This is a genomic window from Sphingobium sp. TCM1, assembly GCF_001650725.1.
Classification (GTDB): Bacteria; Pseudomonadota; Alphaproteobacteria; order Sphingomonadales; family Sphingomonadaceae; genus Sphingobium.
In genome coordinates, this window is sequence record NZ_LXVX01000005.1 from 86,097 (window position 1) to 108,765 (window position 22,669).

The 22,669-nt window shown below is 65.3% G+C and carries 23 protein-coding genes and 1 tRNA gene; 13 read left to right on the forward strand and 11 right to left on the reverse strand.

The genetic code is table 11. The features are described 5' to 3' along the window. Window positions 1-32 precede the first annotated feature (32 nt). Window positions 33-1,241, forward strand: a complete 1,209-nt coding sequence (gene lptF / locus A7Q26_RS04800; protein WP_066857375.1) for an LPS export ABC transporter permease LptF — start codon at window positions 33-35, stop codon at window positions 1,239-1,241. A 4-nt stretch (window positions 1,242-1,245) separates the two neighbouring features. Further along, window positions 1,246-2,346, forward strand: coding sequence for an LPS export ABC transporter permease LptG (gene lptG / locus A7Q26_RS04805; protein WP_066857979.1), 1,101 nt, complete (start codon window positions 1,246-1,248; stop codon window positions 2,344-2,346). 183 nt (window positions 2,347-2,529) lie between these two features. On the opposite strand, the gene A7Q26_RS04810 is transcribed toward lptG, so the two are convergent. Then, window positions 2,530-3,597 (reverse strand): fatty acid desaturase family protein, encoded by a 1,068-nt coding sequence (locus A7Q26_RS04810; protein WP_066857377.1) that lies wholly within the window; start codon window positions 3,595-3,597, stop codon window positions 2,530-2,532. Between the two features lie 146 nt (window positions 3,598-3,743). On the opposite strand from A7Q26_RS04810, the gene A7Q26_RS04815 reads away from it, so the two are divergent. Then, window positions 3,744-4,901, forward strand: a complete 1,158-nt coding sequence (locus A7Q26_RS04815; RefSeq protein WP_066857981.1) for a GNAT family N-acetyltransferase — start codon at window positions 3,744-3,746, stop codon at window positions 4,899-4,901. Between the two features lie 45 nt (window positions 4,902-4,946). Here the strand turns inward: A7Q26_RS04815 and A7Q26_RS04820 are convergent, their stop codons facing one another. After that, window positions 4,947-5,843 carry a diacylglycerol/lipid kinase family protein gene (locus tag A7Q26_RS04820; RefSeq protein ID WP_066857380.1) on the reverse strand — a complete coding sequence of 299 codons (897 nt, stop codon included), beginning with the start codon at window positions 5,841-5,843 and terminating at the stop codon, window positions 4,947-4,949. Between the two features lie 71 nt (window positions 5,844-5,914). On the opposite strand from A7Q26_RS04820, the gene A7Q26_RS04825 reads away from it, so the two are divergent. Continuing rightward, window positions 5,915-6,793: a metallophosphoesterase family protein gene (locus A7Q26_RS04825; protein WP_066857383.1), complete on the forward strand. Its 879-nt coding sequence runs from the start codon at window positions 5,915-5,917 to the stop codon at window positions 6,791-6,793. Between the two features lie 26 nt (window positions 6,794-6,819). Here the strand turns inward: A7Q26_RS04825 and A7Q26_RS04830 are convergent, their stop codons facing one another. After that, on the reverse strand, window positions 6,820-7,671 hold the full coding sequence (locus tag A7Q26_RS04830; protein ID WP_066857385.1) for a class I SAM-dependent methyltransferase: 852 nt from the start codon (window positions 7,669-7,671) through the stop codon (window positions 6,820-6,822). A gap of 41 nt (window positions 7,672-7,712) precedes the next feature. Between A7Q26_RS04830 and A7Q26_RS04835 the strand changes: the two genes are divergently transcribed. The 8 genes from A7Q26_RS04835 to A7Q26_RS04865 all read left to right on the forward strand — a co-directional run bounded on the left by A7Q26_RS04835 (window position 7,713) and on the right by A7Q26_RS04865 (window position 13,070). Continuing rightward, a complete protein-coding gene (locus tag A7Q26_RS04835; RefSeq protein ID WP_066857388.1) occupies window positions 7,713-8,462 on the forward strand; it encodes a ComF family protein in 750 nt (249 codons plus the stop codon). 63 nt (window positions 8,463-8,525) lie between these two features. Then, on the forward strand, window positions 8,526-8,783 hold the full coding sequence (gene grxC, locus A7Q26_RS04840; protein WP_066857394.1) for a glutaredoxin 3: 258 nt from the start codon (window positions 8,526-8,528) through the stop codon (window positions 8,781-8,783). A gap of 5 nt (window positions 8,784-8,788) precedes the next feature. Next, on the forward strand, window positions 8,789-9,619 hold the full coding sequence (locus tag A7Q26_RS04845) for a carbon-nitrogen hydrolase family protein (protein ID WP_066857984.1): 831 nt from the start codon (window positions 8,789-8,791) through the stop codon (window positions 9,617-9,619). After that, window positions 9,616-10,107 (forward strand): DUF1178 family protein, encoded by a 492-nt coding sequence (locus tag A7Q26_RS04850; protein ID WP_066857398.1) that lies wholly within the window; start codon window positions 9,616-9,618, stop codon window positions 10,105-10,107. Before A7Q26_RS04845 ends, A7Q26_RS04850 begins: the two co-directional genes overlap by 4 nt. 37 nt (window positions 10,108-10,144) lie before the next feature. Next, window positions 10,145-10,221: transfer RNA gene (locus A7Q26_RS04855), tRNA-Arg, on the forward strand. Between the two features lie 364 nt (window positions 10,222-10,585). Then, entirely contained in the window at window positions 10,586-10,867 is a 282-nt protein-coding gene (locus tag A7Q26_RS25510) for a hypothetical protein (protein WP_198162847.1), read from the forward strand. A gap of 33 nt (window positions 10,868-10,900) precedes the next feature. Further along, window positions 10,901-12,010 (forward strand): hypothetical protein, encoded by a 1,110-nt coding sequence (locus A7Q26_RS04860; protein ID WP_198162848.1) that lies wholly within the window; start codon window positions 10,901-10,903, stop codon window positions 12,008-12,010. After that, complete coding sequence (locus A7Q26_RS04865) at window positions 11,997-13,070, forward strand: nucleotidyltransferase family protein (RefSeq protein ID WP_066857404.1); 1,074 nt, start codon at window positions 11,997-11,999, stop codon at window positions 13,068-13,070. Before A7Q26_RS04860 ends, A7Q26_RS04865 begins: the two co-directional genes overlap by 14 nt. A 261-nt stretch (window positions 13,071-13,331) precedes the next feature. Here A7Q26_RS04865 and A7Q26_RS04870 read toward each other — a convergent pair whose 3' ends face one another. Continuing rightward, the gene (locus A7Q26_RS04870) at window positions 13,332-13,700 is read right to left on the reverse strand and encodes a YciI family protein (protein ID WP_066857406.1); all 369 of its coding nucleotides are present in this window, start codon (window positions 13,698-13,700) and stop codon (window positions 13,332-13,334) included. A 228-nt stretch (window positions 13,701-13,928) separates the two neighbouring features. Here A7Q26_RS04870 and A7Q26_RS04875 point away from each other — a divergent pair, with 228 nt between their 5' ends. Then, window positions 13,929-15,305, forward strand: a complete 1,377-nt coding sequence (locus A7Q26_RS04875) for a glycoside hydrolase family 16 protein (protein WP_198162849.1) — start codon at window positions 13,929-13,931, stop codon at window positions 15,303-15,305. Here A7Q26_RS04875 and A7Q26_RS04880 read toward each other — a convergent pair. From A7Q26_RS04880 to A7Q26_RS04910, 7 genes are read right to left on the reverse strand one after another with little or no spacing between them, the layout of a single operon-like run. After that, window positions 15,290-16,210 carry a glycosyltransferase family 2 protein gene (locus A7Q26_RS04880; RefSeq protein ID WP_232313687.1) on the reverse strand — a complete coding sequence of 307 codons (921 nt, stop codon included), beginning with the start codon at window positions 16,208-16,210 and terminating at the stop codon, window positions 15,290-15,292. The two genes, A7Q26_RS04875 and A7Q26_RS04880, sit on opposite strands and share 16 nt — an antisense overlap. Continuing rightward, window positions 16,207-17,292: an acyltransferase family protein gene (locus tag A7Q26_RS04885; protein WP_066857409.1), complete on the reverse strand. Its 1,086-nt coding sequence runs from the start codon at window positions 17,290-17,292 to the stop codon at window positions 16,207-16,209. The genes A7Q26_RS04880 and A7Q26_RS04885 overlap by 4 nt, the downstream gene beginning before the upstream one ends. Further along, window positions 17,289-18,437 carry an endo-1,4-beta-xylanase gene (locus tag A7Q26_RS04890; RefSeq protein ID WP_066857412.1) on the reverse strand — a complete coding sequence of 383 codons (1,149 nt, stop codon included), beginning with the start codon at window positions 18,435-18,437 and terminating at the stop codon, window positions 17,289-17,291. The genes A7Q26_RS04885 and A7Q26_RS04890 overlap by 4 nt, the downstream gene beginning before the upstream one ends. After that, window positions 18,434-19,402, reverse strand: a complete 969-nt coding sequence (locus A7Q26_RS04895; RefSeq protein ID WP_066857415.1) for a glycosyltransferase family 2 protein — start codon at window positions 19,400-19,402, stop codon at window positions 18,434-18,436. Before A7Q26_RS04895 ends, A7Q26_RS04890 begins: the two co-directional genes overlap by 4 nt. Further along, window positions 19,399-20,361: a glycosyltransferase family 2 protein gene (locus A7Q26_RS04900; protein ID WP_066857418.1), complete on the reverse strand. Its 963-nt coding sequence runs from the start codon at window positions 20,359-20,361 to the stop codon at window positions 19,399-19,401. Before A7Q26_RS04900 ends, A7Q26_RS04895 begins: the two co-directional genes overlap by 4 nt. Then, the gene (locus A7Q26_RS04905) at window positions 20,358-21,299 is read right to left on the reverse strand and encodes a glycosyltransferase family 2 protein (RefSeq protein WP_066857421.1); all 942 of its coding nucleotides are present in this window, start codon (window positions 21,297-21,299) and stop codon (window positions 20,358-20,360) included. Before A7Q26_RS04905 ends, A7Q26_RS04900 begins: the two co-directional genes overlap by 4 nt. Next, complete coding sequence (locus A7Q26_RS04910; RefSeq protein ID WP_066857425.1) at window positions 21,292-22,668, reverse strand: O-antigen ligase family protein; 1,377 nt, start codon at window positions 22,666-22,668, stop codon at window positions 21,292-21,294. The genes A7Q26_RS04905 and A7Q26_RS04910 overlap by 8 nt, the downstream gene beginning before the upstream one ends. Window position 22,669 lies beyond the last annotated feature (1 nt).

Genomic DNA, 22,669 nt, shown 5'->3' on the forward strand with positions numbered 1-22,669 from the left:
CAAAACATGGTGATGGGACGACGACTTAGAGAATGCTGACCGCCACCGACCGTTATCTCGCCCGCCTGATCGCGGTGCCCATGCTCGGCACGCTCGTGATCGCCGCGATGCTGCTGGTGCTCGACAAGATGCTGAGCCTGTTCGATTTCGTCGCGGCGGAAGGCGGGCCGGTCAGCGTCGTGTGGCGGATGCTCGCCAACATGCTGCCCGAATATCTGTCGCTCGGCATTCCGATCGGGCTGATGCTCGGCATATTGCTGGCCTTCCGCAAACTGGCCCTGTCCTCCGAACTGGACGTGATGCGTGCTGTCGGCCTGTCCTACGGCCGGCTGCTGCGCGTGCCCTATATGTATGCGATCGCGCTGGCGCTCATCAATTTCGGCATTGTCGGCTTCGTCCAGCCGCTGTCGCGTCACGCCTATGAAGCGCTGCGCTTCGAGCTTCGCTCGGGCGCGCTCGGCGCGTCGATCAAGGTGGGTGAGTTCACCAGCCTCGGCAAGCGCATGACGCTGCGGATCGAGCGCAGCCTGGACGAAGGACGCAACCTCCAGGGCATCTTCGTCCGCGCGACCAGTCGCGATGGCCAGTCGGTCGCGGTCACGGCGGCGCAGGGCACGTTTCTCGCGACCGACGATCCCGATACCATCATCTTCCGCTTGCGCGACGGCGTGCTGGTGAACGAGGCGCCGCGCTACAAGACGCCGCGAATCCTGTCCTTTTCCAGCCATGACCTGCCGATCGACCTGCCCCAGATCGAGGCATTTCGCGGGCGCGACGTCGACCGGGAAAAGACGATTCCCGAACTGGTGGTCATCGGCAAGAACCAGGCGACGCCCGACAAGCTGCGCAATGAAGTGCGCGCCAATTTCCATTTCCGCATGGTCGAGGTTGTGTTCATGATGCTGTTGCCGCTCGCGGCGCTCGCCTTCGCCATTCCGCCCAAGCGATCGACCTCGGCGCTCGGGGTCTTCCTGTCGATCGTCTTCATCGTGACCTATCACAAGATCAACCAATATGGCGAAAGCGTCGGCGCGCTGGGCAAGGTCGATCCGATCCTGGCGCTGTGGGGTCCGTTCCTGCTCGCGTCCGCGCTGGTGCTGTGGATGTATCATGTGATCGCCCATCGGCCCGGTGGCCAGCCGATCGCGGCGCTGGAAGTCGCCTTCGCCAAGCTGGGCAAGCAGATCGCCCGGCTGGTGCGTGTCGGCCGGCGGCGCGCCCCGGCGGAAGGAGCCGCCTGACCCCATGAACCTCGATTTCTTTCCCTCGCGCCAGATCAGCCTCTATATGATGCGGCTGTTCCTGACCCGTACCTTCGCGGTGCTGGCGCTGCTTGTGGTCGTGCTCCAGACGCTCGATCTGCTGGGCAATTCGGGTGACATCCTGGCCTATCCGGGCAATGGCGACGCGCAATTATGGCATTATGTCGGACTGCGGGCGCCGCAGATCGTTGCGCGGTTCCTGCCCTTCTCGGTGCTGCTTGGCACGCTGGTCATGCTCGCGACCCTGAACCAGAATAGCGAGATCATCTCGATGAAGGCGGCGGGCCTCTCCGCACACCAGATATTGGCGCCGCTGGTCGTCGCCGCGCTGGGCGTGTCGGCCATCAGCTTCGTCTTCAACGAACGGATCGTGGTTCGGTCGACGGCTGCGCTCAGTGCGTGGGAGGCCGTGGACTACGGCCCGATCCCGCGCGACAGCGGGGTCAAGACCAATCCGTGGGTGCGCGATGGCAATAATCTCGTCAATGCGGCGATCGTCGCCGGGCGCGGGACGGCGGTACAGCTGCGCAATGTCCAGATCTACAACCGGGTCAACAACAGCCTGACCACCATCGTCCAGGCGCCCAGGGGCCGTTATGATCCCGCATCGAAAAGCTGGGTGCTGGATGGCGCGCGCCAGTTCGACGTGGCGCGCGGCACGATGCGCGATGTCGGCACGGTCCGGTTCGGGCGCGACATTCGTCCCGACCAGTTCACCCTGGCCAAGGTCGATCCCGACGCCCTGACCTTCCGCGAACTGGAGGCCGCCATCGCCGACCTGCATGACGCGGGCCGGCCGACCGCAGAGCTGGAAGGGAGCCTCTGGCACAAGCTGTCCGGTCCGCTATCCGCGCTCCTGATGCCGATCCTGGGATCGGTCGCGGCCTTTGGCCTGGCGCGATCGGGGCAGTTGTTCGTGCGCGCGGTGATGGGCATGGCGCTCGGCTTCGCCTATTTCGTCGCCGACAATTTCTCGCTCGCGATGGGCAATCTGGGGGCCTATCCCCCGGTTCTGGCTGCGTGGGCGCCCTTCTTCCTGTTCCTGCTCGTCGGCGAGACCGTACTGTTCCGCACGGAGGAATGATCCGGACGCCCAACGAAAAACGCCCCGGCGACCAAGGGGCGTCGCCAGGGCGTTCATAGGGGGCGTCCCGGTCCTCAGGGGGAGGGGAAAGTGACCGGAACAGCCGCGATATGGGCGCGCTTTCTCAGGTTTCAAGTCGCAACTGGAAAATAATCGAACGGCCCGGCCGCTCGATCCGGCCTGTCAGCGCGCGGTCATGGTGCTGCGCGCGATCTTGCCGACCAGCGGCAGCATCCCCGTATAATTGCCTTTCCGATAGGGCGAATCCATCTCCAGCGTCGCCATCAACTGCGCATGGGCTTTGCCCAGCGCATGGTAGGGCACGCTGGGCAACAGATGGTGCAGCGCATGATAGCGCAGGCCCACCGGCGCCCAGAGCGCGGGCAGATAGCCTGGCGGCGGGACATTGACCGAGTCCAGATATTGCGCCGTGACGGTCATGGCCTCGCCCTCATTTTCCCACAGATGCGCGACCAGCGTGCGCAACTGGTTGATGACGGTCATCGCCGAATGGACGGCCATGTAGACCAGCAGCGGCTTCCAGCCAAAGGCGAAGACGCTCGCCACCAGCGCCAGCGCGAACAGGCTCGCGCCTGCTTCCTGCCATTGCCACATGCGCGCGAATTCGCCCTCCGGCGCGCGGCGGCGATAGGCGGGGTTGATCGACAGGGCCGAAAATTCAGCCACTACCTTGGCGCGCAGCGGCGGGATCAGCAGCGACAGCGGCGTCAGCAGGCCGAAGCGCAGGATGAGGCCCACCGGCGCCAGCGACGCGACCAGGATGAAAAGCGGCAGCGACCAGGGCTTCATCAGCGCCAGCGGCAGATATTCGGGGTCATCCGCCGTGCCATAGCGGGTCCGCGCATGATGCTGGGTATGCACGCCTTCATAGAGGAAGGACGGGATCATCAGCGGAATGCCGACGATCAGGTTCCAGCCGAAGCGGAAGCCAGGCAACGCGCCCTTGCGGATGTGGGTCAGTTCATGGATGAAGCTGGCCGCGCGATAGAGCGCCAGCATCGCCACGATGCCGCAGGCGATCGCGACCGCCACATTCTGGACCAGGATCGCGCCGGCCAGCGCGGCCCAGCCGACAAGGGCGGAGGCCAGCATGTCGGGCCAGTAGATGCGGGGATTGGCCGTGGCGAACGCGCGCGACAGATCGGCCGCTGCGCGCAGCATCGCGCTGTCGTCGGGGATCGCCGCGCGCGCCCGTTGCGCGGCGGCAAGAATGGGATCATGCACTGTCATGCGGGCGGTCCTAGCCTCCAAATGCGCTGAGATCATGGCAGCACCATGACATATTCACCCGGTTACGCCCCGGCTTCGCGCGCGTGATTGACATTCCGCAAACAAGCGTCGAACTGCACGGCATCATCCTTTTGAAGGCGGCGATAGTGGCGCAATCCGATCTGGTCATCACTCCTGTTTCCGGCAAGGCCGATCTCAAGGCCTTTATCGACCTGCCCTGGCGGCTATACGCCAACGACCCCAACTGGGTGCCGCCGCTCAAGGGCGAGGTGAAGGAACTGCTGACGCCCGGCAAGAACCCGTTTTTCGGACATGCCGAAGCGCAATATTTCCTCGCCCGGCGCGACGGCCGCGTGGTCGGCCGCATTTCCGCCCATATCGACCGTCTCGCGCTCGCCCAGCCGGTCGAGCAGGGCATGGGGCCGGGTACCGGCAATTTCGGCCTGTTCGAGGCGGAAGATGCGGAAACCGGCACGGCGCTGATCGCGGCTGCGGAGGCGTGGCTCCGCGCCAAGGGCATGACCCGCGTGCTGGGGCCGATCTCGCTCTCCATCTGGGAGGAGCCGGGGCTGCTAATCCAGGGGCATGACCATCCCCCCACGGTGATGATGGGGCATAACAGCCCTGCCTATCAGGCGATGATCGAGGGTTCCGGCTATATCCCGGTCAAGCAGCTCAAGACCTATGAACTCGACATCACGAAGGATTTTCCGCCGCTGATCCAGCGCATCGTCCAGTCGGGCGAGAAGAATGCCCGCATCCGCATCCGCAAGGTCGACAAGACCAGGTTCGATCAGGAAGCCGCGATCATCCTCGCTATCCTGAACGACGCGTGGGGCAATAACTGGGGTTTCGTGCCGATCACCGATGCGGAGGTCGCGCACACCGGCAAGAAGCTGAAGCCGATCGTGTTCGAGGATCTGATCATGATCGCGGAACTGGACGGCGAACCGGTCGCCTTCATGATGACGTTGCCCGATCTTAATGAAGCGATTGCGCCGCTCAATGGCTCGCTCTTTCCGTTCGGCTGGATCAGGCTGCTCAAATGGTTGAGAAAGCCGAACGCCCGCACCATGCGCGTGCCGCTGATGGGCGTGGTGCAGCGCCTGCAATCGTCGCGCATGGCGAGCCAGCTCGCCTTCATGATGATCGAGACCATCCGCCGGCAGGCGATCGCTCATTATGGCTCGACCCGTGGCGAGATCGGCTGGGTGCTGGACGACAATCAGGGCATGAACGCCATCGCCGACGCCATCAACAGCACGGTGAACAAGGTGTACCAGATCTACGAAAAGAGGCTGTAAGGGCACGATTGTCCGGGGCGTCGGGGATGCGGAGGGCGGACGCTCCTAATTCTCCCCCGGCACAGCGACCTCGATCGCGCCGGGGGCGATCCTGACCGTCACCGGCGTTCTCGCCAGCACCTCGCCATCGATCGAGATGCGCTGGGGCGGGTGCGTCGCGACGCGGAAGGATTGGCCATGAAATTCCTCGGTATGGGCGTCCCGGTCGCGCAGCTTGAAGAATTTGGCGTACCAGTCCCAGGCCAGGCGCGGCTTGCTGCGCCCGACGACCGCCTGGATTACGATCTCGCCCGTATCGACATCGGCATGGTCGGACAGTTCGACCCCGCCATGATAAGGGCCGTTGAGGATGCGGACCTCGGTCGACCACATGCGCCGTTCCGTCCCGCCATCGTCGATCGTCAGGCGGAAGGGGCGGAAGCCGACCGAGCATTTCACCGCCCAGAGCAGATAGCCCGCGCGCCCCAGATAGCGCTTGAGCTTGTGCGGCACCGTCTGGCCGATCATCGGGGACAGGCCGAGCGAGGCCGCATTGACGAAATAATCATGCTCGATCATGCCGAGGTCGACGCGCCGGCGCTGCCCGGTGGCGATCGCCCGGACCGCGCCGTCCAGGTCGAGCGGCAGGCCCAAGGTCCGCGCGAAGCTGTTGGCGGTGCCGAGCGGAAGCACGCCGAACACGCAATCCTTGCCCACCAGTTCGTCCACCGTGCCCGACATGGAACCGTCGCCGCCGCCGACGATCACCATGGGGGCGCCGCTGGCCACCGCCTGCCGCACGGTGGCGTTCATCCGGTCCGGTTCCTCGACCGCATGGGCGGCGATCAGGCGGACTCCGGCTGCCTCCAGCTTCTCCCTGGCCTGGGCGAAATCGTCCTGGCCACGGCGGCTATGGGCGTTGACGACGAGAATGGCGTCCTTGGGGAGGGGCTTCGTTTCCATGCCGCAATAACACCGCGTAAGTGATTTCGGGTCCATCGGAAACCGCCCTGCCGTCCATTCGTTACGTGGGGATGGCTCGCATCGCCCATCTGTCCGACATTCATTTCGGCGCGCATGATCCCAAGATCGTGGACGCCGCCACCGCCTGGCTGGAGGATCGCCGCCCCGACCTGGTCGTCATCAGCGGGGATGTCACGCAACGCGCGCGGGTCGAACAATTCCATCAGGCGGCCGTCTGGCTGGGACGGCTTCGTGCGGCGGGGCTGAAGATCCTCGTCATTCCGGGCAATCATGACGTGCCGCTCTATGATGTGGTGCGGCGGTTCGCGGCGCCGCTGGATCGCTACAAACGCTATATCAGCAACGATCTCTGCCCCTTCTACGAGGATCGGGAGGTGGCGATTCTCGGCCTCAACACGGCGCGGTCGCTGACGATCAAGGACGGGCGGATCAACCATGATCAGATGGACATGCTTCGGCAGAAATTCGCCCGCGTGCCGCCGGACAAGACCCGAATCCTCGTCACACACCATCCCCTCTTCGCCATGCCGATCGGCAACGGCGGCGAATGGAGCGAAGCGGTCGGACGGCATGATGACGCGGTCAAGGCCGCCTGCGAAGCGGGGGTGCATCTGGCGCTGGCGGGCCATTTTCACCGGACCTATGCCGAAGCCGCGCGAAAGATGGTGGCGCATAGCGGCGGTGCGCTGGTGATCCAGGCGGGCACCGCCACCTCGACCCGGTTGCGCAACAACGAACCGCAAAGCTTCAACTGGCTCCATGTCCGCCGCAACAACGAGATGGAATTGCAGGTGATCGTGTGGGACGGCGCCGCGTTCCGCCGGGCAAGCCATGTCGAATATCGGCACGATGGCGAGGCATGGGCGGCGCGGGAAGTCGTGGACCCGCCGACGGTCGGAAAAATGGAGCCGAGGCGAGGGTTGGGTTGACGGCCGTCTGCGACGTCAGCAGCGGGTCACTCCTTCCCCTTGAGGGCCGCCGCCAGCGACACCGTGGCGCTACCGCGCCGCGCCGGCCCGGCCTGGCTCGGGTCGGGTTTCCATCCCGATAGATAGACGATCGCGATCTGCTCGGCCGTGCGGCCGTCCGGGTCGGCGGCGTCGCTGAAATGACCTGCCGCACGCATCAGCACGTCGCGGGTCAGGCCCGGGGGGCGGGTCGCCAGCGCATTGCTCGCGCCCATGCCGCGCAGGTCGTGCATCAGGCGGACGACATCGCCATAGCGGATAGTCAGCATGTCTCCGTCCGCGACCGGCATGGCGAAGCCGGCGCGGCTCAGCAGGTCGCCGGCGGACCGCACATCGACCTGCGGATGGACATGCTGGCCCGGCCGGTCGCCTTCGGCGGCGAGCAGCGCGGCCTTGAGGCGGGGCAGGCTGCCCGCGCCCGCGAAGGCCGCCAGCATCAGGCCGTCGGGACGCAGCACGCGACGCATCAGGATCAGCGCGCCGGGCAGGTCATTGACGCTGTCCAGCGTCCCGCAGGCGATCACCAGATCGAAACTGTCGTCGGCGAAGGGCAGGGCATCCTCGTCCACCTGGACGCCGCCCGCGGCTCTTGCCGCAAGGAAGCCGGGGTCGGCGCAGGCGACGCGCTTGCCCATCGCTTCCAGCGCGGCTCTGGCGCTGCCGTCGGGGCAGCCGATCACCAGCGCTTCAGGCAGATCGCGCTGCACGTCGCGAAGGCGATCGAGCAGTTCGTCCAGCATCGCGCGATAGAGGAAGTCGTGATCGGCGAAGGCCGGCAGCATCCGGTCGCGGTGGCGGGCGCGGCGGGCGCGGTCGAAAATGTCGGGGCGGGAGTCCATGGCGGGCCTTGTGCATCGGGCGCGAAGTGCGGACAAGGCAGATGATGTCGCTCCTCCCGCTTCTCAAGGGCGCCTTGCAGCCTGCGGTCGATTATGCGCTGCCGCCGCGTTGTCCCGGTTGCGGCGCCATCGTGGGCGCGGATTTCGCCTTCTGCCTGTCCTGCTGGAGCGGGATGGTTTTTCTGGGCGAACCCTGCTGCGCGCGCTGCGGCTTGCCATTTCCCCATGAGATGGGGGACGGGGCCGAGTGCGGGGCGTGCCTGGCCGAACCGCCGCCCTGGGACAGCGCGCGGGCGGTGCTGGCCTATGGCGATGTCGCGCGGACGGTGGCGCTGCGGCTCAAATATGGACGGCGCATCGGCCTCGCCCGGCTGATCGCGCGGCAGATGCTGCGGCATGTGGGGGACGCGCGCGAAATGCCACTGCTGATCGTGCCGGTGCCGCTCCACCGCTGGCGATTGTGGCACCGGGGGTTCAACCAGTCTGCGCTGATCGCGGATCATCTGGGCGGGCTGACGGGGTGGCCGGTCGACAAGCGGGCCCTGCAGCGCGTGAAGCGGACGGCCCCGCTACGCGGCATGAACCCGGCCGAACGGGAGAGGGCTGTGCGCGGCGCCTTCGCGCTGGCGGAGGAGCATGGTTTCAAGGGCCGGCGGGTGCTGCTGATCGACGATGTCCATACCAGCGGGGCGACGGCGGCCGCCTGCGCGCGGGCGCTCAAGCGCGGCGGGGCGGCCGAGGTGCGGCTGCTCTGCTGGGCGCGGGTGCTTCCCGACGCGGACGTCGAATGAGCGGTGCCGATTGACAAAGCCGTGCGTTCACCCAATTTCGATCCTGCAAGGAGCAAGATATTCATGGCGAAAGTCGAAATCTATACGAAGGCCTGGTGCGGCTATTGCGCGCGGGCGAAGGCGTTGCTGGAAGGCAAGGGCGTAGCCTTCGACGAATATGACATCACCATGGGCGGGCCGAAGCGCGACGAGATGCTCAGCCGCGCGCCCGGCCGGACGACCGTGCCGCAAATCTTCATCGACGGGCAGCATGTCGGCGGCAGCGACGACCTGCGTGCTCTGGACAGCGAGGGCAAGCTGGACGCCTTGCTGGCGGCATGACGACGATGCGCGCCGCCCTGTTCCAGATGACCAGCGGGGTCGACCCTGCCACTAATGCCGCGGCGATCGTGGCGATGGTCGAGCGGGCAAAGGCCGAAGGCGCGGACATGCTGTTCACGCCGGAAATGGCGGGCTGTCTGGACCGGGACCGGGCACGGGCGGCGGCGACGCTTCGCAATGAGGCCGAGGACGTAGTGCTGGCCGCGGTGCGCGAGGCCGCGGCGCGTGAAGGGCTGTGGGTGCATATCGGGTCGCTGCCGCTGCAAGGCGAGCGGGCCGACGGGCGCTGGGCCAATCGCAGCTTCCTGATCGACGACAGTGGCGCGATTCGCGCGCGCTACGACAAGATTCATCTGTTCGACGTGGACCTGGCGACCGGCGAAAGCTGGCGCGAATCCTCCGTCTATGGGCCGGGCGAGCAGGTCGTGGCGGCCGATACGCCCTGGGGTCGGATGGGCTTTTCCATCTGCTATGACATGCGTTTCCCGGATCTGTATCGCGCGCTGACCAATGCCGGAGCGACGATCCTGCTGGCGCCAGCCGCCTTCACCGTGCCCACGGGGCAGGCGCACTGGCATGTACTGCTGCGCGCTCGCGCGATCGAGGCGGGCTGCTACGTTATCGCCACGGCCCAGACCGGGATGCATCAGGACGGGCGGACCACCTATGGCCATAGTCTGGTGATCGATCCCTGGGGCGAGGTGCTGCTCGACATGGACGAGACGGCCGGGCTGGGGCTTGCGGACCTCGACATGACGCGCATAGGGGACGTTCGCGGGCGCGTGCCGGCGCTCGCCAATCGCCGGCCCATACCGAAGGAAGTAACGATTTCGTGATCGTGTTCGATCTCAAATGCGCCGCCCAGGGCCATGTGTTCGAGGCCTGGTTCGGCTCCAGCGCCGATTATGAGGCGCAGCAGGTGCGCGGGTTGCTTGCGTGCCCGATCTGTGGCGACGTTGACATATCCAAAGCGGTGATGGCCCCCGCCGTGGGGGCGAAGGGCAATAGTCGTCCCGATCGGGCGCCCGCCACGCCCGCGCCCGTGCCCGCGGGCCCGGTCGCGCCCGTCATGAACGTCGCCGACCAGGCGAAGATGCAGGCGCTGGTCGAGGCGATGGCACAGGCGCAGAGCAAGGCGCTGGAAGGCTCCACCTGGGTCGGGCGCGGTTTCGCCGAACAGGCGCGGGCGATGCATTACGGCGAACAGGACCGCGTCAGCATCCATGGCGAGGTGGCCCCGGCCGAGGCCAAGGCGCTGATCGACGAAGGCGTGGAGGTGGCGCCCCTGCCTTTTCCCGTCATTCCCCCGCACGCCAAGAATTGACCCGAAGCCCGACGCGCAATAGAGCGCTTCCCTGCGTGCACCCATAGCTCAGCAGGATAGAGCGTCGGATTCCTAATCCGAAGGCCACAGGTTCGAATCCTGTTGGGTGCACCATTCACCTTCATCTTCAGACATCATATCGGCATTTTCCTGAAAGGGACGATGTCTGCGCAGACATCGACAAGATGAGTCGCGCAAATTTGGCGGCAACGGCCCTTTGGTGAACGAGGTTGAGGGGGCGGCAGCGCCTACGGTACATGACGTGCGGCAACAGGATCGTCTCGATGATGATCCGATCTCCATTTCCTGGCAATTTCCAAGACGATGATGCGCTGTGACGGACGCCGAAAACAGCGGAAGCTGGCGCAAGTCCTTTCAGACATTGGGGAGCTACCCCGAAAGATGTAGTCCCGGATAGCAGTGCGATCGTTGACCGCCCAATGATAGATTTGCAGTCCCTATTTGTACGGAGGCTGCTTTGCCAGAGGAACCAGATCGGACTTCCAGCGCCGAGGACAGGCGCGAGTTTCTGAAAACCTGCGGGCGGTTTGCAGCGACGGTCCCACCCGCCGTCACGGTGCTGCTGTCCACATCCCTGTCTTCAGAAGCAATCGCGAAATCCGGCGGCGGCGGCGGCGGTGGCCCGAAGGGCAATAACGGTGTTGGCAATGGTCTGGATCCTCAGCCGCCCGGTAATCCGCCGATCAATGACGGTCCCGGTACCGGCCCAGGAAATCCGGGGCGGCGGCCAAAAATCTGATATTGGTGACCGGCTGGGGGGGAAGGCTGAGCGGTGAAGATGCGGCTGCGTCTGTCGGAGGGCACGTCTATCGTCTTCATCGACGGCCAACCCCTAATTTTTTCGGTTGCCAGCCAGCAGTTGATGGGCGTCAATCAGGTCGCTGGGTATGTCGCCTGTCGCCTTGAAGATGGCGTGCCGTTCGCCCAACTGGCGCAGGAAGTGCTGGATCGGGGAATTACTGAGCCCCTAGCCATGCTGCGCAAGGTGTTAACCAGTTGGTCCCTGCGCGGGCTGGTGAGCGCCTGTGATCCGCCGCCTGCTTCCCATTCCCTGATCGTACAGCAGGTATCCATCGGGGGGAGGAAGTTCCTGCTGCGCTATCATGATAGGGGCCTTGCGGCGCGCGTTTCGCCGCTGTTCGCCCATCTGCAGGCTGACTGCGGGCTTTTCGATGTTGTCTACGATCTGTGGCATGATGACGGCATGGCCTGCCTCAGCCGGGATGGCGCGCCGGCGACGATCATGGAGGCGGCGCAGACGGGGCCAGTCATCAAGGCGCGTATGGCCGAGGATATATTGGGCAGTCCCGGTTGGCTGCTGGGGGTTCATGGTGGGTGTCTGCACCGGAATGGCAAGGCAATGCTGATCCTGGGAGAGCCGGGCGCTGGAAAGACGACCCTGACGTCCTGGTTGACCGGGCAGGGTTTTGCTTATGGTGGAGACGATATTGTTGTCGTGAGCGAAGACGGCCGGGTGCAGGGGCTGCCTTTCCTGCCTTCGGTCAAGGCGGGCGGCTGGAAATTGCTGGCATCGGTTTATGGCGGTCTTGGGGCATTGCCGATGCACGTTCGGGCCGATCGAAGACGGGTTCGCTTTCCTGCGCCACGCGTTATTGCGGGGGACGGATTGGCGGAGATCGGATGGATCGTCAGGTTGCGCCGACGTGCTGCCCGACCTGCGCACCTCGCGCCCCTGCAATCATCTTTGGCACTCAGGCATCTGCTGGAAGAGGCGACATCGCATGGCGACGGCATGAGCCACAGGGCGCTTGACGTGATGATCCGCGCTGTCGGCGGTGCGCGCTGCTACGAGCTTCATTATGCAGGGTTGGACGATGCGGGCGCGCTGCTCCGGCGAATGAGCGATAATGAAGCGGCTTGAGGCGCTTCGGAGTCTGCTTTCATGTTTGAAGGGCGAGCTTCCAGCTGGGGAGGATTGGGTTGGGATCATAGGCCTGGCCAACCGCTCGCTCTGCACGCCCATGCTGGCGAGCCGACTGAAGGCGGCAGGACGGTTTTCCTCGCTGCCGATTGATGTGCAGCAGTTTCTTCAGCTCATCCAAACGCGTAATGAGGAGCGGAACAGACGCCTGCTTCTGCAACTTGATGAAGCCGTGGCGCTTTGGAACGGGGTGGGCGTGCGTCCTGTGTTGCTAAAGGGGACGGCCTGGCTGGCGGACGTTGCAGCGGGTGGGCGGGCCGATCGCCTGATCACCGATCTGGACATGATGGTTCCGGCGGACAGGTTCCATGAGGCCATCGCGCAGTTGGTTGGAGCGGGGTATCGGCCCGATACGCCGATCGTCCGACCGGAGATTCCGGTGGTGCTCATGCGCCCCGAAGATTCGGGCACCATCGACCTGCACACAGAATATGGCGGGGCGAGTATCTTGCGCCTGGCTCATGATGATCTGGCAATAGATGGCACGCCTTGCCATCTGCCGCGGGGAGTAGCCTGTCTGCCCTCTCCTGTTGCAGGCATGGCGATCCTGCTGTTGCACGATCAGTTGAAAGGGAGGGACTATCTGCGCGGGAGGGTCGACCTGCGTCACTTGCTGGACATGCAGGGTCTTGCCGCCGGATTTGGTGCGACGGATTGGGCGCGTTTGGATGGGCTGTTCGCGGCGGGCTATGCTAGGGCAGCAGCAAGGACTCAGTTGCTGACTGCGCGCGAAATGCTCGATCTCCCAGTGCCCGACGGGTTGATCGGCGTTCGGGCGAGGCTGCAATATTGGCGGCGCATGGTACAGATATGCTGGCCGGCAAGCGCGCTGCCGCTCACCATATTGTCGCTGCTCGATCCTCAATATCTCGCCGCCCGGCGTCAGTGGAGGGAGAAGGCTTCCAGTGCTTCGGGTAACGATGCGATTCGGCCGGGATGGCTGCCCAGGCGAGAGAGTGTCACGCGGCTCCTGAGCTGGACGGAAGTCGGGAAGATCTAGCTCGACTGCTCGTCCAACAGATAGAGGCCCTGCATAGCCAAGCGGACATGCAGAAATCTGGGCGGGCACCTATGGCGCGTGCTGGCGGCGGCCGAGGAGAAACTGACGCCGAACATCGCTGCTCGGTGGAGGGGCAAAGCCGCCGGCGTCCTTTTCTGTGTTGCAGATGAGGGCTTCGGCAGCGGCTCGCGACCATTCTGGGCTTGTCCTCGGCATGGAACGCGGTGTCTTCACGATGATGACTGGCGTATCGGGCGTATCTCAGTCCGGGGCGTGCAGGTCGTGAAGCGGCCGGATCTCGATTTCGCACGGTCCTGGCATTGGATTGGGGCAGCGTTTGGCCCAGGCAACCGCTTCGTCCATGTCCTTCACGTCCCAGAGCCAGAAGCCCGCGACCAGCTCGGAGGGCAGCGGGAACGGCCCGTCGATGATGCTGCGCCCAACCCCGTCAAACGCGATCCGCTTGCCGGCGGAGGAAGGTTGAAGCCCGTCCGCCATAACCAGGATACCGGCCGCGCGCAGCGCATCGTTGAACCGGCCCATCGCCGCCATCATCTGCGACGTCCACGCTTCGGGAAACACGCCCTTTTCGCTGTCCTCGGTCGCCTTGACCAGCACCATGACCCGCAACACCTGTCTCCTGCATGATCGCCCGACTGTCATCCGGGCCTTGCAATGCCCAAGGAAGCGTCAGCCTGCCGCAAGCAACGGGTTGCGAGCGGCGGTGCATCCGGCGGCAATGGTCGCCCGAAAGCGGCTCGTCGCAATTTCCCCGAGATTGCGGTGAACCGTGTTCGTCCGCAAGGCTTTGTTAATGTGCCTGGCGGATTTTCAGGGTGAACCGCAGGGGGTTTTATCATGAACAGCAAACAGGTCGGCTCCGCCATCGGAGCCGGGTTTGCCGTGTTCTGCGTCATCGCAGCCGGGGCAGCCACGATTTTGACTTCGACGACAAGTATCGATGCAAATAGTTTAAATACCGTTAACTATAGCACGACGACGTCATCGACGCAGACGAGCATTGCGAGTGTTGGCAGCACGGCAACGACGTCCAGCTTCTCCACCTTCGACTTTGCGAACGGCACCAAATTGCCCGACAAGGCCACCCTGTCGATCGGCAATGCGACCTTCCGTCCCGGCACCGGAACCGCCTATGTGCCGATCAAGCTCGATCGCGCAACGCCCAACACCGTGATCGCGCGGGTCATCACGGTCAATGGGTCGGGCACGTTGCGGGCGCTGTCGGGCTATCATTACCAGACGGTCGACACGGTCGTGATCTTCCGCCCCGGCGACCCGCTGATGCAGACGGTCGCCGTCCCGATCATCGGCGCGGCCGAGGGGCAGTTCTTCCAGCTCAAGCTGCGCGAGGCGCCCTGGGGCGGGTTGCAGGGCCAGTCGGTCGGTACCGTCACCGCCTCCAGCACCGCGACGGTGACGGCCAAGGCGACCGGCACCTTCCGCGCCGCGCGCACGTTCGCGCCGACCGGAACGCTTCAGTTCGAACTGCTCAAGGACACGCACAAAAGGTCGCCCGATGGTGGCTGGAACCGCTGGGCGACATCGCTGTCCCATGGCCGCACGCAGGTCGCCAATGGCGAAACCGGACTCTATCTCGATTCCTCGATCTGGCCTGGCATCGAAGGGCCGGTCTACTGGAGCAGCAAGGGACTGGTCCTGCATACGCAGAAGCTGGCGACCCCGATCTACTACGAAGGGCAGAGCTGGAAATATGGCGCGTCAGTGCTCGACGGACGCAATTTCCTCGCCTCGCAGATTGGCTATGGCCAATATGAATGGGATGCGCGGATGCCCAACCGGCGCGGCACATGGCCGGCCTTCTGGCTGGTGTCGACCAGCGGCTGGCCGCCGGAAATCGATATCTATGAAGGCTTTGGCTATCAGAGCTACTGGGATTTCGACCGACATGTCGGCCAGACCATCCATGGCGGTTCCGGCGGGGTCCGGTCGTTCCAGCGCGGTGTCGTGATCCAGACCGAGCAGGCCTATGGCATCAAGGGCTATTCGGAGGATTTCCACCGTTTCGCGGTCGATATCCAGCGCGACTATATCACCTGGTTCGTGGACGGGAAGGAAACCTACCAGTCGGTCAATCCCTTCCAGGGTTTCCGCTGGTACCCCATCATGAATGTCGCGGTTAAGACCGACAGCGCCTTTACCGACGGGTCGGGCGACATGATCATCCGCAGCTTCAAGATCTACAGCGCGCCATAAGCCTTGTGGCCGCCGCCCGCGAGCGCGTAGAGGCGGCCCCAGCTCTTGATCCACTGCCCGGCGATGTCGACACGATGCGCGCCGGGCAGCAACAGGGCGGACAGGCCCGCCGTGCGAAGCGCCACGATGCCGACGGAGCGAATCAGCAGGACCGGCAATGGCGTCTCCTTCCGCCGAGCCAGCGTTTCGGTGCAGCCGATGCGCCACATGCGCCGCAAAACCCAGCCAAGGCGTGCCCGTTCGGGCGGCACCCATTCGCTGACGCGCGCATCGGGCGCCCAGCCGAAGCGCGCCCCGGCGCGCGCCAGTCGGGCCAGATAGTCCAGGTCCTCGCCGCCGCTGCGGTTAAAGCGCGGATCGAACCAGGGGCGCTCCAGCATCTCCAGCGCCGCGCGGCGAAGGAGCAGATTGTTGCTGGCCCAGAGCATGGCCGTCACGCCCGCCGGCCGCTCTTCTGCGCGGAACACCAGCGTTTCATGCGCCCAGCGCGGCGCCGGGCCGACGAACATCGAATCGACCGGGCCGGCCACGACGTCGGCGTCCACCGCAGCCTGACAGGCGAGCAGGGCGTCGAGCCAGCCGGGCTGGGGCCATTCGTCATCGTCGATCATCGCGAGGAAGCGCATCGCCGGATCGCCGAGCGCGGCCGCCACGATGGCGTTGCGGACGGCGCACAGGCCCGGCTCCGGCACGGGGAGCAGCGTCACCGGCAGCTCATAGCCCGATTCGATCAGGTCGCGCACGACCGCCGCACCCTCTTGGCGTTCGGGGTCATTGTCGGCGACCAGCAGCATCGCGTCCTTCCCGGCGACCACCGCGGGCAATGTTTCGAGCAGGTGACGCAGTTGCCGGGGACGGCGGAAGGTTGGGATCGCGATCCAGATCCGCTTGCCGGGAGCGGTCAAATCGCCGCTTCCCTGACGTCCAGGCGCCGTTGTGCGCGCCGTTGCAGCCATTTGACGAGCCTATGCCCGCGCAGCTCGACCAGCGCATAGCTGGCCCAGCAGAGCAGCCAGGTCGCCACCAGCATCGCCACGACGAACAGCCCGTCCATGCCGGTGATGCCGCGTCCATGCGCCATCGTCATGACCCGCGCCACCACATCGCGGACCAGCGGGTGCCACAGGTATATGGAATAGCTGATTAGGCCTAGGTGGAAGCTGGCCGGGTTGGACATGGCGGCGCGCGCGGCCGGGCCGTCATAATAGCAATTCAGGACCAGTGCAGGCATCAGGCAGACGACGAGCAGGTCGACCTTGCCCGGCAACCAGAGCGCGACGCCGATCAGCGCGCAGACGGCGGCAAAGCCGCCCGGCCGGTCGATGAGCGCCCGGCACCAGCGCCGGTCGGCGACGCGATAGGCGAGCACGCCGAGCGAGAAGCCGGCCAGGCAGCGCAGCAGGGTCAGCACCGTGTCGCTGTCGATCACGTCGAGCGGTCCGCTGACCCCACGCCCTGAACCCGCCACCAGCGCCAGCAGTGCGACGGCCAGAATGCCCTGGATCCAGGCCCAACGGGAAAAGGCGATGAAGGCGATCAGCGGATAGAGGAGATAGGCGGCAACTTCGGTGCTGACCGACCAACTGTTGCCCGCGATCGGTTCCGTGCCCCAGCCCCAACTCTGTACCATCAGCAGATTGCTGATGATATTAGGCGCGTTGAGATCGATTCCAGGATTGCCCGAAATGCTGAGCAGCAGGCGGGCGCTGAACACCAATGTCACGATCAGGTGCAGCGGCCACACGCGAGCCATGCGGTTGACCAGGAAATCGGTATAGCCGGCCCATCCGGGCCGACCCATCACCCGGTCATGATAGCCCAGCGAAATGACGAAGCCACTCAGGATGAAAAACAGATCGACCGCCAGATAGGCGCGCGAAAAGAGCGGGATGTCAAAGGCCGCGAAAGCGGGATTATGCGGGATATGGTAGAGCAGGACTGCCACGGCCGCCACCCCGCGTAGACCAGTGAGCGCGGCGATCCTCATGCGTCGGACCTGCGCAGCCCAGCCTGCTCGCGCATTGCAGGCGCGGCGTCGAAGGCAGCGCCGATCGCGTCCCACAGCGGCTTGCGACGCATCTCACCGTCGAGCGGAAGGCCGCGCGAAAGCTGCCCGTCAGGCCATTTATATTCGGGGTAGTTGGACAGCCAGCTATAGCGGTCCGACAGGCCCCAGCAGAGCAGCCCACGCGTCGCGCTATTGTCGAACGCGACATCCAGGAAAGCCTTGGCGACCGCCGCCACTTCACGGTCGCGCTTGTCCGGGTTGGGCGGGCCACCCCGGTCGGCGACGTCGAATTCGGTGATCGAGAGCGCAAGGCCATAGTCGCTGAGATGCGTCAGGAATTTGGCGAAGATCCTTTCGCTGAAGCCTTCGCGAAAGGGCTTGAGATGGCCCTGGATGCCGATCGCGTCGATGGGCACGTTGCGCGCCATCAGTCGGTCCAGCAGTTTCAGCATTGCGGTGCGCCGCCGTTCGCAGCGGGGGGAATCATGCTCCAGCCCATAATCGGTCAGGAACAGCGTCGCGCCGGGATCCGCCTCGCGCGCATGGTGGAAGGCGATGTCGATATAGTCCTCGCCCAGCCCGCGCATCCACATGCTGTTCTGGCGCATCCCGTCGGCGCGGCCGTCTTTGGGTTCCAGCGGCTCGTTGACCACGTCCCATTCCGTGATCCGGCCAGCATAGCGCGGCATTGCGGCGTCGATATAGCTGGTCATCAGCCGCTCGCGCCCCGCGCGGTCGGTCGCTTCCAGCGCGGGCTGGAGCCAGGGCGGATTGGCAGCGTACCAGACCAGCGCATGGCCGCGCGCGGCCATCCGATGGCGCTGCGCGAAGGCGAGGATCTGATCGGCGCCGCTGAAATCGAACCGTCCGCGCTTTCGCTCGGTCGTGCCGCGCTTCAGTTCATATTCCTGGACCACCATGTCGCATTCGCGTGCGACGGCGGCGGCGAAGGCCTTGTCTTCGCGCAACAGGCGCGACTTGACCGCCGCGCCGAAGCGACGGCCTGACCGGCGGGCGCGGGCTGCGATGCTTTCGGTCGCGGCACCGTCGCGCGCATGGCTTGGCGGCATCGGCGCGCAGGCGGACAGGGCGAGCGAGCCGGCCAGGAATTCCCGTCGCCTCACAGCCGCGGTCCCTTGCCCGCGAGCATGTGGGAAAAGTCGATCCACCGATCCGACAGGCGGCGATATAGCGGGTCGGGCATGACGATCTGGAGCAGGATCGTCGCGGCCAGCCGCGGCCCGAACGCGCCCCGGACCAGCGCGGACAGATAATAGCCCATCGCCCTGCGGCGGCTGACCGGCCAGATGCTCTTCGCCGCGTGCCAGCCCAGATAGGCGGAAAAGGCCTTGGCCGAGATATGCGGGCGCAGCTCGCGCAGCCATGTCAGATTGCCGATATTGTCGCGCACCTGCGAAAGCCGGTCTCCGGTCTGCCGGTCGGTCCAGATCGTGCCGGGCCGTTCCGTCATCAGGAAGCGACCGCCGGCGAGCGCTAGGCGCATGGCGAAGTCGGTATCGTCGCCAAAGCCGACATCCTCGCGATAGCGGACCTTGCGCGCCAGTGCGCGGCTCAGCGCCATGCTGCTGGTCTGCACGAACCCGCGTTCGCACATCAGGTAACGGTCCATGGTCTCGCCGCTGGCGATGGCGCGGGGCGGTTTCAGGAACTGGCGGCCCGCGCCCCGGTCGGCGACGACCTGCCCATAGGCGACGACATTCTCGCCATGTTGCAGCAGCACCAACAGATCGGACAGATGATGGGGCAGAAACAGGTCGTCGCAGTCGAGGAAGGCGACATAGGCGCCGCGCGCATGGTCGATGCCGGTGTTGCGCGCCCCTGCTGCGCCGCGATTGGGCTGCACGATCACGGTCAGCCTTGGATCGTCGATGCCCCGCAGGGCAGCCTCCGTATCGTCGGTCGATCCGTCGATGACGACGATCACCTCGATATCCGCGATACTCTGTTCGAGCGCGGAGACGGTCGCGGCGACCGTTTGCTCGCGCCGCTCATAGCTCGGGATGATGACCGAAAAGATCGGCGTAGCCGTCGTTGCGGCGCGGGCGGGGGCGAGGTCCACCAGCTTCATGAGGGTTGCGGCGGGCGGCGCGCGGCCTCCGCCTTGCCGAAATGCAGGACGAAGCGATTGACCAGCGACCGGTAGAGCGGCTTGGGCAGATAGGATCGCAGCAACTGACGGGCGATGATCTTCGGTGGCACGCCGCCCGCGACCAGTCCCACCGCCAGGTCGCGGATCGCCGCCACCGGCCGGATCGGCGCCATATGATAGGCCAGCACCGTCGCGCGATAGCCACGCCGCGCCCGCACGGTCAGCATGTGGCCGCACCGCTCCAGCCAGTCGAGCGAGGTTTCATAGCCCTTCACATAGGATGTGCGCCCCGCCTCGGTCGCGTCGAGCCAGACGGTCAGCGGCTGGTCGATCATGCGGAAACGCGCGCCCGCACCCTGCAAACGGACGCAGAAGTCGAGGTCCTGCCCTTTCTTGAGCGCCGGGTCGAACAGCACGCGTCGCGCCAGGTCGGTGGGCACGACCATGGTCGATGTCTGCATGAACTGGTTGGCGCAGAACAGATATTCGCCGACATCCTCGCCCTCGCGGATGCCGCGGTCGGGGCGTATCCAGTAGCGGTCTACGCCCCGGTCCACCTTCATCCGCGAATAAAGGACTGTGCGGCCATCGTCGCCCGCCAAGGCCTTCGCCATGATGGACAGCTTGCCGGGCAGGAATAGGTCGTCGGAATCGAGGAAGGCGATATAATGGCCGTACGCTGCCACTATGCCATGGTTGCGCGCCGCGCCGCCGCCCTGATTGTCCTGCCGGATGTAGCGGACGCGCCGATCGCCGATCGCGTCGATCACCGGACGCGGATCGTCCTTCGATCCGTCATCGATCACGACGATCTCCAGATCCTGCCAGTCCTGCGCCAGGACCGACCGGATCGTCGCGCCGACGATGTCCGCCCGGTTGTAGAGCGGGATGACGACCGAGTAAAAGGGGCGTTCAGACTGATGCGTCGCATCGCTCATGCGCCATGCACCTTTCGATATTCTTCATAATGGAAACCGGCGAGGCCGGCGATCTTGCCGGCCGCGCGATAAAGACGGCCGAGCCGCTGGATGCGCTTGCCCCGGTCGCGCGTGAGCAGGGCGCCGAACGCCCCCGACGCCGCGCCGCCCAGGATGCGGGGCGCTTCGCCCAGCAAAGCGCGCATCCGTCCCTTGTGGAAACGCTCGACGATCATGTCCGTCATGCCGATGCGATAACCGCGCATCAGCAGCCATTTCTGCGTCACCCGGCTGGCGGGGATGAGTTCGGTCACGACCGCCTCCTCCGACCAGGCGAAACGATGGCCGGCGCGCTGCATCCGGGAAAAAAGCTGCTTGTCCGACCCGCCGGTCAGCGCCATCCGCTCGTCGAACGGGGCGCTCCCCATGGCGTGCAACGCGGATGCGGCGATCAGCACATTGGCGGTGCTGTCGACCAGGTCGACCCGGCCGGATTGGCCCCGCATCTTGGGCTGGAGCAGCGGGTGGGGCGCCGCCCAGCCGGGCACGGGCGCGTCCATCTCGCGCAGCACGGCGCCGCCGACGACATCGGCATTCCATTGCCGGGCGGCGTCAACCATCGCCTCGATCCAGCCGGGGGAGGCGGCCTCGTCATCGTCCAGCATCGCGACATGGGTCACGGCCGGATCGCCCAGCGCCTGCGCCACCAGCGCATTGCGGACGCGCGGAATGCCACGTTCCGTCACTAGCAGGGCGCGGATCGGCCAGCGATAGCCCTCGCTCGCGATCCGTTCGACCACGGCCATCCCTTCCTGGCGGGTGGCGTCATTGTCCGCGACCAGGATTTCCAGATGGAGGCAGGTATCTTGCTGCGCGATCGACCGGAGCGTGCGCAACAGGCCTTGCGGCCGGTTGCAGGTGGCGATGCCGATGACGATTTTCCCGATTGCCCTATCCATGGGCGGCCTCCTCGTTGCGCGCCAGATGGCGGCGATTCCAGGCCGGGCGCGGTCGCGCCTTGAACGTCGCGTGCGCGGTCGCGACGGCCGCCAGGAAGATCACCCAGACCTGGCGATCTTTGTCGAAGAAGGAAGTTTCCAGCAGATTCTGGTACATGACGAAGACCCATATAGCGAAGGCCGGCACCATCAGATGCTGGTTCTCGCGGGTCGACCCCGTCAGGAACCAGTAGGCCGGCAGGGCAAGGAAGCTGAGCAGCAGCATGAGGAGGCCGAGCGGCCCGGTCGTGACCCAGATTTCCAGATACCCATTGTGCGAATGGGCGGTCAGCATCTGGAATTGCTGGTTCAGATAGTCGTGCGCGGGCGATTGCGCGCCGACCTGCCAGAATCCCCCGAAGCCCGCCCCCAGATAGGGGTGGTCGGCCAGATAGTCGAACACCACCCGCCAGATCGACACACGCCCGGTAAAGGCCGTGGGATCGGCGAACAGTCGCTCGACCGTCGGTTGGTAGGCGATGTAGAGCGCCAGGAATCCGACCATGCCGAAACCGAGCATCAGCAGCAGGATCGCCCGCTTCTGCGTATTGCCGCTCAGCGCGCGGTAGATGTTGCTGATGGCCAGCATCCCGACGGACAGCGCCATTGATGTTTTGCTCTTCGTTCCCACGACGAAGACGAAGGCCATGATCGCGAACAGCGCATAATACCATTTGCGCCGGTCGATCCACGCGTTGCCGCAGACGATGAAGGTCAGCGCCATGACGGCGCCGGCGATATTCTTGTGAAAGAAGAAGCCGCGCCATGCGCCGATCAATGCCTTGTCGCTCTCGGTCGGCGGATGGACCGCGGCCGCCGTCAGCGGCAGCGAGATCCAGCAGATGAGCAGCGAGGTGATCAGCGCTGCCCGCAAGGCATCGAACAGTCGTTGCGGCCCGATCAGCGACAGGGCGCAGAAGGTGATGTAGATCACGATCAATTGCTGCATGGCGCGCTTGAAGGACACGAACGGGTCCGCCCCCCAGGCGCAGGTGACGAAGCACCAGGCCAGCATGACGGCCAGCGGCCAGAAGCTGAACCGGTATCGCAAGGGCTGTTTGCGGATGATCTGCACGCCCGTCAGCAGCAGCGCGAATCCGATGAACAGCGCCTGCTTGAACAGGTCCGAGCCGTCATTGTCCTGCGCCAGCGCGACCAGTTCGTCCTGGGTCCGCGTGGCGAAGGGACGCTGGCCGATGAAGACCATCATCAGGAACACATAATAGAATATCTGGGCGACCCAAACCATCCGGTCGCCGGCGCCATCCGTGGTCGGGGCGGCGGTGGCGATGGTCGGGGTCTGGCCGATGCGGCGCCAGCTTGTCGCCATG

Bases quoted from the DNA above. Each gene is read 5' to 3' on its own strand.
- A7Q26_RS04875 (WP_198162849.1), top strand. From the start codon at position 13,929: ATGAACAGCAAACAGGTCGGCTCCGCCATCGGAGCCGGGTTTGCCGTG.
- A7Q26_RS04865 (WP_066857404.1), top strand. From the start codon at position 11,997: ATGAAGCGGCTTGAGGCGCTTCGGAGTCTGCTTTCATGTTTGAAGGGC.
- lptF (WP_066857375.1), top strand. From the start codon at position 33: ATGCTGACCGCCACCGACCGTTATCTCGCCCGCCTGATCGCGGTGCCC.
- A7Q26_RS04905 (WP_066857421.1), bottom strand. From the start codon at position 21,299: ATGGATAGGGCAATCGGGAAAATCGTCATCGGCATCGCCACCTGCAAC.
- A7Q26_RS04830 (WP_066857385.1), bottom strand. From the start codon at position 7,671: ATGGACTCCCGCCCCGACATTTTCGACCGCGCCCGCCGCGCCCGCCAC.
- A7Q26_RS04895 (WP_066857415.1), bottom strand. From the start codon at position 19,402: ATGAAGCTGGTGGACCTCGCCCCCGCCCGCGCCGCAACGACGGCTACG.
- A7Q26_RS04900 (WP_066857418.1), bottom strand. From the start codon at position 20,361: ATGAGCGATGCGACGCATCAGTCTGAACGCCCCTTTTACTCGGTCGTC.
- A7Q26_RS04820 (WP_066857380.1), bottom strand. From the start codon at position 5,843: ATGGAAACGAAGCCCCTCCCCAAGGACGCCATTCTCGTCGTCAACGCC.
- A7Q26_RS04825 (WP_066857383.1), top strand. From the start codon at position 5,915: ATGGCTCGCATCGCCCATCTGTCCGACATTCATTTCGGCGCGCATGAT.
- grxC (WP_066857394.1), top strand. From the start codon at position 8,526: ATGGCGAAAGTCGAAATCTATACGAAGGCCTGGTGCGGCTATTGCGCG.
- A7Q26_RS04910 (WP_066857425.1), bottom strand. From the start codon at position 22,668: ATGGCGACAAGCTGGCGCCGCATCGGCCAGACCCCGACCATCGCCACC.
- A7Q26_RS04810 (WP_066857377.1), bottom strand. From the start codon at position 3,597: ATGACAGTGCATGATCCCATTCTTGCCGCCGCGCAACGGGCGCGCGCG.
- lptG (WP_066857979.1), top strand. From the start codon at position 1,246: ATGAACCTCGATTTCTTTCCCTCGCGCCAGATCAGCCTCTATATGATG.
- A7Q26_RS04885 (WP_066857409.1), bottom strand. From the start codon at position 17,292: ATGAGGATCGCCGCGCTCACTGGTCTACGCGGGGTGGCGGCCGTGGCA.
- A7Q26_RS04845 (WP_066857984.1), top strand. From the start codon at position 8,789: ATGCGCGCCGCCCTGTTCCAGATGACCAGCGGGGTCGACCCTGCCACT.
- A7Q26_RS04835 (WP_066857388.1), top strand. From the start codon at position 7,713: ATGATGTCGCTCCTCCCGCTTCTCAAGGGCGCCTTGCAGCCTGCGGTC.